The organism is Rhodococcus sp. YH3-3, assembly GCF_001653035.1.
Lineage (GTDB): Bacteria > Actinomycetota > Actinomycetes > Mycobacteriales > Mycobacteriaceae > Rhodococcus_F > Rhodococcus_F qingshengii.
In genome coordinates this window covers 1103700-1119451 of the sequence record NZ_BCWH01000003.1, presented here as the reverse complement: position 1 = coordinate 1119451, position 15752 = coordinate 1103700, and the positions used below count along the sequence as shown (strand labels likewise).

Sequence of the window (15752 nt, the reverse complement as noted above, 5' to 3'; positions counted from 1 at the left end):
CTGTGCGCCTTTATTAACCGCCCGCGGTTAATAAAGGCGCACAGCAGTTTCTAGGCGTAGTCCAACGCACCTTCGGCGGGTGTCGGCACCCGGCGCCGTAGCGGCGAGCCCAATGCCCTCGCCAGATCCGTTCCGTCGTGCTCGGCGAGCAGCTCACCGTTCGACCAGACCAGCAGCGCGGCGCTGACAGCCTGTTCGGCCGTGGAGTGCGCGAGGTCGTAGTGCGCACAGCCGGGGACGTCTGCGTACGTGATCCACAGGTCGTAGCCGGTCATGAAGAGGTCCAGGTCGAACTGAACGCTCAAGCCGAGAAGCTCGCTGCGACCGTTGTCGTCGACACCGGCGAAGGCCTCGTCGAGTGCCAGCAGACGCGGGGCGTGCGGGTCGGCCGAGTCCAACATGACGTGCGCCGCGGCGAACAAAGGAAGGTGCAGCGAGACGGACTGCTCGCCACCGGACAGCGCGCTGTGCCGCGCGACGGTAAGACGGTCTTCCTTGCCCTCACCGCTGATGAGGGTGAACGAGAACACGCGCCATTGACGGTAGTCGAGCGCCGAGGACAGAATCTCCGGGTACGAGCGTTCGGGGTGCGCCGCGCGGGCGGTACGGATCTGCGTCGCGAAATGTGCTCGCAGAGTAGCTAGTTCATCGACGCCGAGGGCCGACGCGTCTCGATCCAGCAGCTTGGAGATTGCCCGCGAGCTGTCGTCGAGGTTGTCGGCGAGCACCCAGTGAACGCCGATGGTATTGCCTGAGGACATCCGACGCTCACGCATCTCGGTGCCCATCTGTGCGATCAACTCGCGTGCGTCGACCGTGCGCTCGTGGATCTGCTGAGCCAATCCCGTCAACAGGGCATCTTCGAGAATGCGACGCTCGGATTCGGTGAGCAACTGCTCCTGATCGCCGCGAGCGTCGTGGATCCGCGTTGCGAACTCGCCGATCGACGAATAGCCCTGATCGTCCTGGACTCGTACGACGGTCAGCCCATCCGGTGCATCCCACTGCAGACGGTAGTCCTGTCCGGCTGCTGCGAGTTGCGCGTCGAAGTCCTGCAGCGCCGAGGTCAGTGCCGTGCGGGTTGCCTTTCGGGCGCCGTCGGTGACTCTGACTGCCGAGGTCGCAGCCTCGAGCGCTCGGTACAACTTGTCGACGTCTTCGGGGAGGACAGGCGGGTGGGCTGCGTCCTCGCTGCGATCTTCGTTCTGGATGCGGTAGACCAACTGATCGGGGCTCATCCACGCCGCTGAACTTGCCGGCCAGCTCAGATGTTCCTTGACGCCCAACAACTCGAGAAGGTCCGGGCGCGCGTAGGGTGCGAGTCGCTCTGCATCACTGCGGGTTTCGGTCAGGGTGTGACGCAAGGTCTCCACGGCGGTGTTGTACGCACCCTCCGCCGTGCCGATCTGGAGGACGGCGGCGTCGTATGCCTTTCGCGCCGCACGCTGTTCGACCTTGCATTCTTCGATCTTCGCGCGGGCTTTTGCCAGGTCCAGGTCGATCTGCTCGGCGCTGGCACCGAGGGTGTCGCGCAGCGTCTCGAGACGCTGCACCTGCTGGAGCAGACTCTCCTCGGCGATGGCGGCTTCCTCGGCGAATTCCTCCGCATTGGCGCGTGATTCGTCGAGACGGTCGCGAGACTCGCGTTCGAGTTCGACTTCCTTGGCATGCTCCCGTCGGCAGCGCAGCGCCAGTTCGCCCTGCTTCTCGAAATGACGGATCGCCGCCGCGAGGGAATCGAGTTCACGGCCGATATGCGGCGTCCGGTGCTGCGACGCCGTCGCTCGGAGTTGCTTTTCCTTCGCCGCGAGATCAGCGATCGCCGCATCGAGTTCGCGTTGTGCCGTTTCCGTGGCCTCCGAGCGAGTACGGAGTGCGCCGGCAGATTCGGTGACCGTCTTGAGTGCGCGCAGGATCGAACCTGTCTTCGGCAATTCCTTTGCCGCAGAGTTGATCCGGCTCAGTTGCTCGTTGGTCTGCGCCACCAGTGCCTTGGCCGTATCGACTGCCGCGGCAAGTTCTTCCAGAGCCGCATCGATCTCGGTGATCCGAGCCTCGCGTCGACGCGCCCGTGCTGTGGTGCCGATGTACTCGGCATCGGCCTTGACGTGCCGGCCACGCGCGACGCCCTGCCAGAAGCGGCCGTCGACGCCGATCGCGACGCTTGCATCGGAGTCGCCTGGCGCCTCGACGAGACTGATCGACGCGAGAATGTCCTGTACCCGAGCGTCGGGTACGTCGGCATTGCCTTCGACCTCGAGGACGTCGGCCAGCGTTCGTCCCTTCGGACGCTGCTTGACGGGCAGAGCCGTCAGGAACTGCTCGCTGACGTGCTCGGGAATCTTCTCGTCCGGGCAGACCCAGCCGTCGAGCAGATTTGCCGCCTGGAGTGCGGATTCGATTCCCGTGGCCACGTCTGGTTCGACGGAATCGGCGAAGCGCACCAACTGCCATAGCGGTGCACCACCCAGTTCACTGCGGTTATCGGTGCGTGCGTGGAAGGCAGGCGGAGCGTCGTCGTGTTCCGCGGAGACGGCCTTGCGCTCGGATTTGAGAGCCGCGATGGAGGCGTGTGATGCAGATATTTCAGCTTCGGCCTCACGTCGACGCTCGCGCAGCGTCTCGGTGCCGGCCTCGGTGTGCTCGGCGAGAACTGCGGACAGCGCCGGAGCGTCTTCGTCGCCGACTTCGGCGAGCGCCGCGTCGAGAGCTTCGAACAGCGACGTGTCGGCGCCGACAGCCGAAAACAGGGAGGAGTGATCGGTCCACCACGCGCGCAGCCCGCTGGCGCACTGACTGCGTGCGAGTTCCACGGCAGCTTCGCCCTCGAGCACAGCCGCCTTGGACGCTTCGAGCAGCTCTTGTCCACGGCGAGAGCTGTTTTCGGCCCGGGTTCGTTCGGTCGCCGCCTTCTCGACGGTCGCCAGTGCGGTGCGGACAACGCGTACGTCACCGTCACGCTCCTCGGCATGGCCACGGACTGCTGCCGTGATCTGGTCACTGCGTGAGCCGTCGGGCAGGGGAGTCCAGACGATGCCGGCGTCCTCAGCGGCCGCCTGCAGTTCGTCCTCGGCGCGCGAGAGTGCTTCGGCCGCACGCTTGACCGACGATGCAGCCTTGTCGGCTTCGTCGCCGCGTTGAGCGAGTGCGGCCTGCGCTTTCCGGGACTTGTCTGCCTGCTGCTCGGTCGAGAGCTTGAGCGTCGCGACGGCCTGGGCGAGGTCGTCGAGTTGCTGTTTGCCTTCGTACGCGCTCGAGCGTTGCAGTGCTTCGACATTGGCGCGCGCGTTCTCGAGTGCCTGCTCGGCCTGGTTGAAGCGCTCCTCGGCTGCTGCCCGCGCCTCACGGCTGCGGGTCTGGGCGAGCGACGACTCGTCCATGGCGGCAATACCTCTGGTGACCGCTGCGAGGCGGGTGCTGACCTGTTCGATCTCTCCGCGAGACTGCTGACGCAGGTACTTGGTGTAGACCCCGATGAAACTCTGGGCTGCCTGATCGGCGGCCGCGAGCCCCTCGAGCGCGCGGCCGACTTCCTCCATGTCGCTGAACGAACGCGCAGCTTCGAGGACCAACTGATCGTCGAGTGGACGGAGACCGTCGGTGAGTGCCTGCGAAAGGCCCTTCGGGTCGAGGTTCTTCGCGAGCTGGGGGCGGCGAAGCGTGAGAATGAGATTGATCAGCTGGTCGTAGCGCTGCACACCGAGACCGAACATTCGCGCGTCGATGGCTGTGCGGTAGTCGAGGGGACGGTCGGTGATGGAATCGCTGCCGAGTTGTTCGGCCAACTGCTTCTTGGTGAGAGGACGATCGTCGTTGCCGATCAGCGAGAAGTCGACTCCGACGCGGCCGTCGGCGACGAAGTACCAGCGGGTGACCTTGTCGTTGGTGCGTGTTGCGCGCATGCCGATTCCCACGGTCACCGACTCGGGATCTTCGAGGGAGCCGCGGCAGAACTCCATCCACACGTAGGAGTGCGCGCTGTCCTGGCCCCGGTAGAGCAGGTTGGACTTCATCGTGCGCTCTTCACCGGCGAACGGGTTGAGGCGCCGCGGTTCGATGCGGCCGTCGAAGACGAACGGGAACAGGACCTCGAGGGCCTTGGTCTTGCCGGATCCGTTGGGTCCCCGCAGAACCAGTCGACCGTCGGCGAACGAGAACTCTTGGTCTCGGTAATCCCAGAGGTTGATGATTCCAGCCCGAGTAGGTCGGAAGCGGGCGTTGCTCATACGTTCTCTACCTCTGATAGTTCGCCGTTGGGGGAAGGTTCGGGGCCGAATTCGTCGACCGGATCCGGTGCGGAGTTGTCCACCGCGAAGTCGATCTGAGGATCGCGTTCGCGCACGGAGACCACGACGTCGCGGTACCGGGCAAGGACGGGCAACACCAGTACGCCGCCGTCGACCGCATGCGTCAGGCGCAGACGTTGCAGCAACCCGAGCGCCTGCTTGCGCAGCCCGTTGTGATCGGCCTGCCATTGCGCTGCGAACGTGCGTCCGAACTGGTCCACCAACTCGCTGACCTTGTCGGCGAGCCAGTCGTCGTCGATTTTCGGGTACGTGACGGGTTCCGGGGGCTCGGCCGGTTCGCCGGCAGGCAACACGAAGTCGTCGTCCTCGTCGGCGAGGTCCTCGAAGATCCCGGCCTCCGGGATGGCGGCATCGAGTTGTTCGATCAGGTGATCGTCCGACACGTGCGGGATCGGAAGTTTCGGCAGTTCAGGAGCGTCGACGTCGAGTACGCGGTCGGCAATCTCGCCGGCGAGGAGTAGAGCTACCTGGGCGATAGTTCCGGTGCTCGGGAAGCGGACGTCGGAGAGGCGACCGGTGGGATCGATCATCGCGATTCCCTCGGCGCGACGCTCGGCCACCAACCCCGTCAGTAGTTCGACTTCCGACGCGGTCTTCGGCTGCGCCAAGGCGATCAATTCGTGCTGATCGAGTTCACCCGCCAGTACGACCGGCCGCTCGACCAGCGCCCGACGCACTCGGCGTCCGATCTCTTTCGCGTCCACAGGAATTCCGTCGTCCTCGGCAGCGCTCGAGGTCTCCGTGGCCAGGAGTCCGCGGATGGAGTGCAGGTGCTGCAGGGCGCGCGGCGGACGGAACAGGGCTACGACGACGGAACGGTCGATGTCGTAGAGCGCTTCTCCCGCTTCGGGATTGGACGCCCAGCCGTTTGCGTCACCGTCGGCGAGTGCGATGGCGCCTCTGACGCCGAGCCAGCCCACTGCGTCGACGAAGGCGTCGCGGTCCGACGCACGATCGGTGGAGAGTTCGACGCCGTCGACTTGTGCAGCGTCGGCCGCGACGTGATCGGCCAACTCCGACAACGTGATCTGGTTCCCGGCGCGGCCCAACGCGGCCAGGCACAGTGCCAGATAGGCGTAACGCGTGCGATCGAAGGTTCGCTCGGAGGCAGTTCGGGCCGGTGCCGACGGGTTGAGTCGATCCGACACCGTGAACAGGCGCGCGGTGGTCTCCGTCACCTCGAGGCGGTAGCCGAACAGTTCGAGTAGGTCGTCACGCAGCTCGGTGGCCCACCGGCGCAAGAGCGGCAACGCAATTCGATCCGGGTACGTCGAGGTGATCAGGTGGTTGGACAGGATCACTCGCGCCGCGCGTTGATACGAGTCGAGGGCAAGGGGCGTGATCTCGCGAGCTCTCATCGAACACTGACCTCGATGCCGTCGAGGTGCATACGCCCGCGGGCGGTCTTGATGGTGGTCGAACCGTCCGAGGGACTGAGCGTCAGCTTCACCCCGTTCTCACTACCGGTGGAGCTCTTGACGCGTCCCACTACCGGAACGCGCGCGGTCAGTGCTGCATTGAGCAGACTCAGCAAAACTTCGGTCTCCTGCTCGTTGAGTTCACGCTGATAGACGCCGTTGGACGCGAGTGATTGCGCCGCGGCGCTGCGCGTACGTTGCGCTGCCAACTGCTCTTCGCGTAGGCGGCGGATGCTGCCGTCGTTGCGGGCGACCTTGCTCGGCAATCCTGGTGAGGGCGGGCGGCCGGTTTCGGCGAGTGTTCGCGCGATCTCGACCGGCGGTGCCTCCCACCACGAACGTGAGTGAGAAATGATGTCGGCGTCCGGATGCACCATCGAGAGGTGGCGTGGACGGCCGAGGTCGAACACTGCCTGGAACAGAGCATGAGCTGCGTCTTCGGACGGCGTGGCGGCGAACCAGCCGGCGAGGTGCCGGAGCTGGCTCTCGCGGCTGACGCCGCCGCGACGGGTTTCCGTGACGCGGCGAAGGAGCGCCAGAACCGCGGCGATCGCGCTCATCGTGCCCTCACGTAGACGCTCGGACTCGCTGATCCCCGATTCCGCGGAGACGAACCAGGCGGTCAATCCTCGCCAGCGCGCAGCCCAGTCGTCTTCGCGTTCGGTGATCGGGACGAACACCCGTTCGTCACTGGCGGCGGCGAGGCGGATCATGCGATCGACCCCGGTGGATTCGACGTGCTCGATCGCTTCCTTGAGCTTGGGGGCGTAGCGCGCCAGATCGGAGCTGAACTCCCGCATGTGCGTGAGCAGAGCGTCCTTGTGCGTGAGGAAAGCCTGCGGAGTGATCTCCGTGGTCCGTACGAGGTCCCCGAGGGTCAGATAGAAGTGCGCGGCTCGATCGGCCATGTCGGAGAGTGTCGAGTCGAGGCGCTTGAGCTTGCGGAAGATCAGATCGCCGTCGGAGCGTCGGTTGGCCTCGGCGAGTTCGGACATGTCTGCGAGCAGGTCCGGCAGAGCGAGACGCGAGAGCGACGCCGAGTCCAGGCGTGCGGCGAGAACGTCTTCGACTGATCGATAGACCTGGTATCCGGCCTGACCGAACTGGTAGACGAAGTGGCGATTGCGGTACTCGGCCAGCGTAGCCGCGCGGGTGCCGTCGTAGCTGCGCTCGAGGATCTCCCACACGTGGAGCTGATCCAACAGGGGAGTGACCTCTGCTGCCGACAGATCGGCCGCCGGATCCGATCCACCGATCTTCTCGAGGATTTGCGCGACGGCTCCGGCATGCAGCAGGACGGTGTAGTTGGCGCGAGCATGGTCGAAGGCACGAAGTACCCAGAGGTACTCGGCCCGTTTTTCCGCGATCGTGAACGAAAACAGCTTCAGTCGATTGGTGTCGGCGTACGCGGCGTAATCGGGCGCACTCGTTTCTTCCACCATGACAGGGTAGGCGAGAGACGCCCCCTCTTTTTCCTACGGGCGATCCGTAGCAGGGGATGCGGCGCGTCGCCACTGCGATTCGTTCTCGATCATCCATGTGAGCAGGTGCTCGGCCGCCGCCTCGTCGGAGTCCGGGCCGACCAGCAGATCGGCGAACGCTTGGCTGGGGGCGACGATGCGGATGCCGTCGCGGGTGAGCAATCGGTCGAAGGCAGACGGTGAGAGGGGAGCGGTGATCCACACGTCACCGCCGGATTCCACCCGCCGTAGTCCGAGAGCGTCGGCGAACTGATCGACGTTGTCGGCATGGAAGTGGGCACGTCGAGTGGGCGCGTACCGAGCAAAGGGTGCGGCGGCCACCGAGGCGGTACCGGCGTAGATGTGACCGCTGAGCTGACGCAGTTGATCGAAGAGTGCTTCCAACCCGTCCGGCGCGTGAAAGCCGTGAGGCGTCGGCGCTTTGGCCCCGGCCTCAGCCGCCCATTCACGAAGCATCTTCGGCCAGCGGACGTCACCGATTCCGCCGCGGGGGAGCCGGGTGACCAGTTCACGATCCGACAGTGTCTGAACCACCCGATAGGTTGCTCCCGTCGACGCACCGGCCAGGCGCACCAAGGCAGTGATCGCCAGTGGCGCCGCAAAATCGGCAAGCGCACGCACGACGCGAGCTGACGGATCGCCCGTCAACTGTCCGGAAGGACGTCCGGGCCCCCGCCACGGATCGGCGTCGGCTCCGCGTCCACGCACCCAGACGGCGGGTCGATCAGCGGTCAACGACACGTTGCCCGTGGCGTCTGCGTACGAGATCGCGTGGGAATCGAGCTGCCGGCGGACCGGCTCGGACAGATATTTTGCGCACACGAAGCCGGGTTGACCGCTGGGGAAGCGATCGGCGATACCGGGAACGTCGCTGCTCAGGACACCGTGAGCGGCGTAGACGCCGAATTTGGCCACCGCGCCGTCAGGGGAGCGGAGGTCGAGTCGGAGTGGCGCCTCGGACAGGTCGGGGGAGCGCTGTGTCGACAAAGACCAGGTAGGAGGCAAACTTTCTTCGATGACGGCAACCGATCGCCGAAAAATGTCGATCGGCCGTTCCGGTTCCGACTCAGAATCGCTCATGTTCCAATGGTATCAATATCTGTCGACGACGGAAACACAAGATTTTACGAATAACGTTCGGCCTGACAGCCTCGCGACAACGGTGGTCGCTTTCGCCGAGAAACTCACTACCTACACAACTTTGAATTCGAAATTGCCGAGACCGATCAGCGTTGCTTCGGCATGATCAGGGGAGCGACGACGGCGAGCAGTAGTGCGGGGATCAGGAAGCTCGCGGCAGGCGAAGAGTCGTAAATCGGTGTCAGGGCCAGGGGAGCAAGAGCGGCGCCGCCGAAGCGCATCGCTTGGACGACGGACACGGCGCCGCCACGGTTCGGCCCCGCGGATCCGAGGACCGCCGCGTTGACGCCGACCAGCACGAACTGGCTCGCGACGCCTGCGACAAACCATGCGATCGCGATCACCGGCACCAAGCCGGCAAGGCCGACTACGGAGACCAGAACTGCTCCGCCCAGGGCGCCGATCATCACGGAGGAGCGTGCGCCGATGCGATCGATGAGGATTCCGATGCGCCGGGCCGAGAGGATGCCGGCCACGCCGAAGACGGTGAGCAGTAGGCCGCGGACGGTGGGGGACAGCCCGAACTCGTCTTCGAAGCGGAAGGCGAGCAGGAAGCTCAGTCCACCGAGGGCGCCCCAGCCGAGCAATGCAGCGATACCGATGCGGAGCACTTCGGGGCGTAATGCATCGCGGAGACGGGCGGGAGTGGTCGCTGCCGGTGCTTCGGACTTCGGAAGTCCGACGGCTCCCAGAATGCCCGCGACCACTGCGATGACGAGAAAGGCCAGACGCCAGTCGAATTCGGCCGCCAGTCCGCCAATCAACGGAGCCGACGACTGCCCTGCGGCCTGGAAAGCGCCGAAGGCTCCGAGGGCTCGACCCAGCCGTGCCTGCGGTGTTGCGGCCGCCAGCGAGGCAAGCAGTAGCGGCGTGGTGAATGCGTTCGCGGAGCCCTGCAGTACCCGGGCGGCAAGGAAGATCTCGAGTGTCGGGGCGAGGAAGCATGCCAACGACGCGAGGACGTAGACGCCGTAAGCGATGCGCACCGTCCGAACCTTGCCCCACCGCGTCCCGAGTGTCCCCGACACCAACATCAGAGCGGCGAAGGGGAGCAGGTACGCGGTGAGGGAAGAGGCGGCCGCCGACGGACCGACCCCTAGATCGTCACCGATCTCTGGAAGGATCGAAGCAACCACGCCGCCGCCGAACGGGCCGAGGAACCCGCCGGCGTACAGCGCGATCAGTTGAAGCTGGAGGCGCAGTGGGCGCTGCGTACTTCCACCTTCTTCTGGAGTGTTCTTGCTCACAGTCCGAAGCTGCCGGGGCCTCGCCGTCTGAGGTAGCGCTCGAATTCCGCGGCGATGGCATCGCCGTCGATCTTGGAGATTGCTTCGCTGATGTCGGTTTCGGCGTCTCCCCGTTCTTCCAGGGTGCGCACGTATTCGCCGATTTCCTCGTCGTCCGCGGTCATTTCGTTGACCGCTTCCTCCCAATCCTCCGACTGAGCCGGGAGCTCCCCGAGTGGGACCTCGATGTCGAGAACATCCTCGACTCGTTGAAGGAGGGCCACTGTGGCCTTCGGGTTGGGTGGCTGCGAGACGTAGTGCGGAACCGCCGCCCAGAACGAAATAGCGGGTACACCAGCACGAACGCACTCGTCCTGAAGAACCCCGGTGATGCCCGTCGGGCCTTCGTACCGCGTCTGTTCCAGGTTGAATCGGGCGGCGGATTCACTGCTGTAGGCCGTGCCCGTCACCGGGACCGGTCGGGTGTGCGGAGTATCGGCGAGCAGGGCGCCGAGGATGACGACCGTCTTGACGTTCAGTTGGTCGATCAGCTCGAGCAGATCCTCGCAGAAACTGCGCCACCGCATGTTGGGCTCGATCCCGCGAAGCAGGACGATGTCGCTCTCGCTGCCAGGAGGCGAACAGACCGACAAACGTGTTGCCGGCCAAACGATTTCGCGAGTGACACCGTCGACCTGCCGGACTGTGGGGCGGTTGACCTGATAGTCGTAGTAGTCCTCTGAATCGAGTTCGGCGAGCGGCTGGGCATCCCAGATCAGCTCGAGATGTTCGACCGCACCGCTGGCTGCGTCACCGGCGTCGTTCCAGCCCTCGAAAGCTGCAACGAGGATGGGATCACGTAGGACAGGGATGTCGCCCTCGAGGCGGTCGCTGCTGTCGACGGCAAAGCCGTCAGGGCTCTCGAAGGCCGCGGAATCATCGAAATCGACCGGGCCGTCGGGAGTGACGGGGAACTCACTTGGACTCACCCACCCAGCCTACGGCCAGAGCTTGTCGGTGCGCCCACTACTCTGGACGGCATGTCTGCCCCATTTAACTCTGCCCTGCTTGATGCGCTGAAACAGCGCGTTGTCATCGGCGACGGAGCGATGGGCACCATGTTGCAGGCCGCGGACCTCACCCTGGACGACTTCCTCGGCCTCGAGGGGTGCAATGAGATCCTCAACGACACCCGTCCCGACGTGCTCAAAGACATCCACCGTGCGTACTTCGCCGCTGGTGCCGATGCCGTCGAGACCAACACCTTCGGTTGCAACCTGCCCAACCTCGCCGACTACGACATCTCTCACCGGATCCGCGAACTCGCGGAAAAAGGCACTGCTCTCGCCCGTGAAGTAGCGGACGAGATGGGACCAGGCCGCGACGGCATGGCCCGATTCGTACTCGGCTCGATGGGACCGGGAACCAAGCTCCCCAGCCTGGGACACGCACCGTACGCAGTCCTGCGTGACGCGTACACCGAAGCTGCGCTCGGCATGATCGACGGTGGCGCCGACGCCATCCTCGTCGAAACCTGCCAGGACCTGCTTCAGGTGAAAGCTGCAATCCTCGGCAGCCAGCGTGCGATGGAGCAACTCGGACTGCGGTTGCCGATCATCACGCACGTGACGGTCGAGACAACCGGAACGATGCTCCTGGGCAGTGAGATCGGTGCGGCGCTGACGGCACTCGAGCCACTCGGTATCGACATGATCGGTCTGAACTGTGCCACCGGGCCGGCCGAGATGAGTGAACATCTCCGTCATCTGTCCAAGTACTCCACGCTGCCGGTGTCGGTCATGCCCAATGCCGGCCTGCCGCAGCTCGGCCCCAAGGGTGCCGAGTATCCGCTGACTGCCGACGAATTGGCCGAAGCCCTCAGTGGTTTCGTCTCCGAGTTCGGACTCGGCCTCGTCGGTGGCTGCTGCGGTACGACGCCCGAGCACATCAGCGCGGTCGCCGACGCGGTTCGTCAGGTCGAGAAGGCCCAGCGCACGCCGATCCACGAGCCGAGCACCTCTTCGCTGTACTCGGCGGTGCCGTTCGAGCAGGACGCCAGCATCCTGATGATCGGCGAACGCACGAACTCCAACGGCTCCAAGGCTTTCCGCGAGGCGATGCTCTCCGCGGACTACCAGAAGTGCCTGGACATCGCCAAGGACCAGACCCGCGACGGCGCACACATGCTCGACCTCAACGTCGACTACGTGGGCCGCGACGGTGCCGCCGACATGTCGGAACTTGCCAGCCGCCTGGCGACGTCCTCGACGCTGCCGATCATGCTCGACTCCACCGAGCCTGCCGTGCTGCAAGCCGGCCTCGAGCACCTCGGTGGCCGCTGCGCCGTCAACTCCGTCAACTACGAAGACGGCGCCGGCCCCGAATCGCGTTTCCACAAGATCATGACTCTGGTCAAGGAGCACGGCGCGGCGGTCGTCGCCCTGACCATCGACGAAGAGGGCCAGGCTCGCACCGCCGAGACGAAGGTCGCCATCGCCAAGCGTCTGATCGAGGACATCAAGGGAAACTGGGGACTCGCCGAGTCCGACATCATCGTCGACGCCTTGACCTTCCCCATCTCGACCGGTCAGGAAGAGGTACGACGCGACGGCATCGAGACCATCGAAGCGATCCGTCAGCTCAAGGCTGCGTACCCGGAACTCCACTTCACCCTGGGTATCTCGAACATCTCGTTCGGTTTGAACCCGGCAGCTCGTCAGGTCCTCAACTCGGTGTTCCTGCACGAGTGCACCGAGGCAGGTCTGGACACGGCGATCGTTCATGCGTCCAAGATTCTGCCGATGGCCCGAATTCCGGACGAGCAGCGTGAAACTGCACTCGACCTCGTCTACGACCGTCGTAGCGAGGGGTACGACCCGCTGCAGAAGCTGATGGCTCTGTTCGAGGGCGTTTCGGCAGCGTCGGCGCGTGAGTCTCGTGCGCAGGAACTGGCGGGACTTCCGTTGTTCGACCGGCTCGAACGCCGCATCGTCGACGGTGAGCGCAACGGCCTCGACGACGACCTCACCGAGGCGATGACGATCAAGCCTCCGCTGGCCATCATCAACGAGACCTTGCTCTCGGGCATGAAGACCGTCGGCGAGCTGTTCGGCTCCGGACAGATGCAGTTGCCGTTCGTGTTGCAGTCGGCCGAGGTCATGAAGGCTGCCGTGGCATTCCTCGAACCGCACATGGAAGCGAGCGACGAGGACGGCAAGGGTCGCATCGTGATCGCGACCGTCAAGGGCGACGTTCACGACATCGGCAAGAACCTGGTCGACATCATCTTGAGCAACAACGGCTACGAGGTCGTCAACATCGGTATCAAGCAGCCGATCGCGACCATCCTCGACGTCGCGTTGGACAAGAAAGCCGACGTGATCGGCATGTCCGGACTGCTCGTGAAGTCCACTGTCGTGATGAAGGAAAACCTCCAGGAACTCAACGCACGTGGAGTCGCCGAGAAGTTCCCGGTGCTGCTCGGTGGTGCGGCGCTCACGCGCTCCTACGTCGAGAACGACCTGCAGGAGGTGTACGAGGGCGACGTCAGCTATGCCCGCGACGCCTTCGAGGGTCTGAACTTGATGGACCAGATCATGACGACCAAGCGTGGTGGCGGCCCGGCGCCGGACAGCCCGGAGGCCATCGCTGCTCGCGAGAAGGCTGCCGAGCGTAAGGCACGTCACGAGCGTTCCAAGCGCATCGCCGAAAAGCGTAAGGCTGCAGCGGTTCCCGTGGTCCTGCCGGAGCGTTCCGATGTCGCAACCGACATCGCGGTGCCGACACCTCCCTTCTGGGGCTCGCGCATCGTCAAGGGAATCTCGCTGTCCGAGTATTCGGGGCTGCTCGACGAGCGCGCTCTTTTCCTCGGCCAGTGGGGCCTTCGCGGTCAGCGCAAGGGCGATGGTCCGACGTACGAGGAACTGGTCGAGTCGGAAGGCCGTCCGCGACTTCGGTACTGGCTCGATCGGCTGACGTCCGAGGGCATCCTCGCGCATGCCGCGGTCGTGTACGGGTACTTCCCGGCGATCTCGGAGGGCGACGACGTCATCGTGCTCACCGAGCCGAAACCGGATGCACCCGAAAGGTTCCGATTCACCTACCCGCGCCAGCACCGCGACCGCTTCCTGTGCATCGCGGACTTCGTTCGCTCGCGCAAGGACGCCGAGGCCACCGGGCAGGTCGACGTACTCCCGTTCCAGTTGGTGACGATGGGTCAGCCGATCGCGGACTTCGCCAACGAGTTGTTCGCATCGAACTCGTACCGCGATTACCTCGAGGTTCACGGAATCGGTGTCCAGCTCACGGAGTCTCTGGCCGAGTACTGGCATCGACGCGTCCGTGAAGAGCTAGTGCTTCCCGAGGGTCACACCGTCGCGGAGCAGGATCCCACCGAGGTTGCCGGTTACTTCGATCTCGAGTACCGCGGCGCTCGTTATTCGTTCGGATACGGCGCGTGCCCGGATCTCGAGGATCGAGCCAAGTTGGTTGCGTTGCTCGAACCCGAACGAATCGGCGTCGAATTGTCCGAGGAGCTGCAGCTGCATCCCGAGCAGTCCACGGACGCTTTTGTCCTGCACCACCCGGAAGCAAAGTATTTCAATGTCTGAGTTGTTGACCGAAGTATCCGAATCAACGCTCGGTGGTGTCCTGTGGGACATGGACGGCACCCTGCTCGATTCGGAGAAGCTGTGGGACATCGCGCTTCGTGAGCTGTCCCTACGCCTGGGCGGACCGATGACGGAAGCGACACGCGTTGCCGTCATCGGTGCGTCGAGCCCCTTCGCCCTTGCGACGGTGTTCGACGCTCTCGGCCTGGAGAAGCATCCCGATGCCATCGCCGAGGCGAAGGACTGGATGTACACCCGCGTCGGCGATCTGTTCGAGGACGGCGTGACCTGGCGGCCGGGTGCTCGCGACGCACTGTCGACCGTGCGTGACGGTGGTCTGCGTTCTGCACTGGTCACCAACACCGAGCGAGTTCTGGTCGATCGGGCACTCGGCATGCTCGGCCGTGAGTTCTTCGACCATTCGGTGTGTGGCGACGAGGTCCCCAACGGGAAACCGGCAGCGGATCCGTACCTGCGCGGCGCGCATCTGCTCGGACTCGAGCCGGCGCAGTGCCTCGCGATCGAGGACTCGCCGACCGGCACGGCGTCGGCCAGCGCTGCGGGTTGCGCGGTGCTCGTCGTTCCGTGTGAGGTCGACGTCCCCGCCGGCCCTGGACGCGTGTTTCGAGAGTCCCTGTTGGACTTGTCCATTCACGATCTTCACGACGTTCACTCGAGCGCGGCACGTTAGGCTGGATTTGCTGTGGCTATTCCGAAAATTGTTCTCTTCTACCAGTTCACGCCGTTGGCGGACCCGGAAGCGATCAAGCTGTGGCAGCACAGCCTGGCCGAGTCCAACAACCTGACGGGCCGGATCATCGTCTCGCCGCACGGGATCAACGCGACGGTCGGCGGAGACATCGAGGATGTCAAGCGATATGTCCGTGGTACGCGTGGTTACGAACCCTTCCGTACCGCTGACATCAAGTGGTCGGACGGCCTCGGGAACGATTTCCCTCGTCTGAGTGTCAAGGCACGCTCGGAGATCGTGACGTTCGGTGCCCCCGACGAGCTGAAAGTCGACGAGAACGGTGTGGTCGGCGGAGGAGTTCACCTGGTGCCCAAGGAACTACACGAACTCGTCGACACTCGCGGTGACGACGTCGTGTTCTTCGACGGGCGCAATGCCTTCGAAGCCGAGATCGGCCGTTTCCGAGATGCGATAGTTCCGGACGTCGCCACCACTCGGGATTTCGTCAACGAACTCGACAGTGGCAAATACGACCATCTCAAGGGCAAAGCCGTGGTCACGTACTGCACCGGCGGAGTGCGCTGTGAGGTGTTGTCTTCGCTGATGCGCTCACGTGGCTTCGACGAGGTCTATCAGTTGGACGGCGGAATCGTCCGTTACGGCGAGACTTTCGGCGACCGCGGCCTCTGGGACGGTTCCCTGTACGTGTTCGACAAGCGGATGAACATCGAGTTCTCATCCGAAGCCAAGACACTCGGCGTGTGTGTCGATTGTGGTACTCCGACCCCGCGGTACCGCAACCGGATCGACGGCGACGGCCGAACCCTCGAATTGCTCTGCGAGAGTTGTTCACCAGACCTCGAGCAGGACTGAGCTGTG

9 protein-coding genes are annotated in these 15752 nt (G+C 64.5%); 3 read left to right on the top strand and 6 right to left on the bottom strand.

The window, feature by feature from the left end; translation table 11 throughout:
* Window positions 1-50 precede the first annotated feature (50 nt).
* The 6 genes from YH3_RS30335 to YH3_RS30310 all read right to left on the bottom strand — a co-directional run bounded on the left by YH3_RS30335 (window position 51) and on the right by YH3_RS30310 (window position 10444).
* Window positions 51-4226 (bottom strand): TIGR02680 family protein, encoded by a 4176-nt coding sequence (locus tag YH3_RS30335; protein WP_064444619.1) that lies wholly within the window; start codon window positions 4224-4226, stop codon window positions 51-53.
* The gene (locus tag YH3_RS30330) at window positions 4223-5665 is read right to left on the bottom strand and encodes a TIGR02678 family protein (RefSeq protein WP_003946167.1); all 1443 of its coding nucleotides are present in this window, start codon (window positions 5663-5665) and stop codon (window positions 4223-4225) included. The genes YH3_RS30335 and YH3_RS30330 overlap by 4 nt, the downstream gene beginning before the upstream one ends.
* Complete coding sequence (locus tag YH3_RS30325) at window positions 5662-7167, bottom strand: TIGR02677 family protein (protein WP_003946201.1); 1506 nt, start codon at window positions 7165-7167, stop codon at window positions 5662-5664. The genes YH3_RS30330 and YH3_RS30325 overlap by 4 nt, the downstream gene beginning before the upstream one ends.
* Window positions 7168-7200: 33 nt before the next feature.
* A complete protein-coding gene (locus YH3_RS30320) occupies window positions 7201-8286 on the bottom strand; it encodes a hypothetical protein (RefSeq protein ID WP_064444618.1) in 1086 nt (361 codons plus the stop codon).
* Window positions 8287-8432: 146 nt separating this feature from the next.
* Complete coding sequence (locus tag YH3_RS30315) at window positions 8433-9593, bottom strand: MFS transporter (RefSeq protein ID WP_064444617.1); 1161 nt, start codon at window positions 9591-9593, stop codon at window positions 8433-8435.
* A complete protein-coding gene (locus YH3_RS30310; RefSeq protein ID WP_223257810.1) occupies window positions 9590-10444 on the bottom strand; it encodes a PAC2 family protein in 855 nt (284 codons plus the stop codon). Before YH3_RS30310 ends, YH3_RS30315 begins: the two co-directional genes overlap by 4 nt.
* Before the next feature lie 168 nt (window positions 10445-10612).
* Between YH3_RS30310 and metH the strand changes: the two genes are divergently transcribed.
* From metH to YH3_RS30295, 3 genes are read left to right on the top strand one after another with little or no spacing between them, the layout of a single operon-like run.
* Window positions 10613-14182 (top strand): methionine synthase, encoded by a 3570-nt coding sequence (gene metH / locus YH3_RS30305; RefSeq protein ID WP_047270513.1) that lies wholly within the window; start codon window positions 10613-10615, stop codon window positions 14180-14182.
* The gene (locus YH3_RS30300) at window positions 14175-14873 is read left to right on the top strand and encodes an HAD family phosphatase (protein WP_007729900.1); all 699 of its coding nucleotides are present in this window, start codon (window positions 14175-14177) and stop codon (window positions 14871-14873) included. Before metH ends, YH3_RS30300 begins: the two co-directional genes overlap by 8 nt.
* A 12-nt stretch (window positions 14874-14885) precedes the next feature.
* Window positions 14886-15746: a rhodanese-related sulfurtransferase gene (locus tag YH3_RS30295; RefSeq protein ID WP_042450983.1), complete on the top strand. Its 861-nt coding sequence runs from the start codon at window positions 14886-14888 to the stop codon at window positions 15744-15746.
* Window positions 15747-15752: the final 6 nt, after the last annotated feature.

Coding starts and splice junctions, on each gene's coding strand:
- YH3_RS30335 (WP_064444619.1), bottom strand. CDS start 4,226: ATGAGCAACGCCCGCTTCCGACCTACTCGGGCTGGAATCATCAACCTC.
- YH3_RS30330 (WP_003946167.1), bottom strand. CDS start 5,665: ATGAGAGCTCGCGAGATCACGCCCCTTGCCCTCGACTCGTATCAACGC.
- YH3_RS30325 (WP_003946201.1), bottom strand. CDS start 7,167: ATGGTGGAAGAAACGAGTGCGCCCGATTACGCCGCGTACGCCGACACC.
- YH3_RS30320 (WP_064444618.1), bottom strand. CDS start 8,286: ATGAGCGATTCTGAGTCGGAACCGGAACGGCCGATCGACATTTTTCGG.
- metH (WP_047270513.1), top strand. CDS start 10,613: ATGTCTGCCCCATTTAACTCTGCCCTGCTTGATGCGCTGAAACAGCGC.
- YH3_RS30300 (WP_007729900.1), top strand. CDS start 14,175: ATGTCTGAGTTGTTGACCGAAGTATCCGAATCAACGCTCGGTGGTGTC.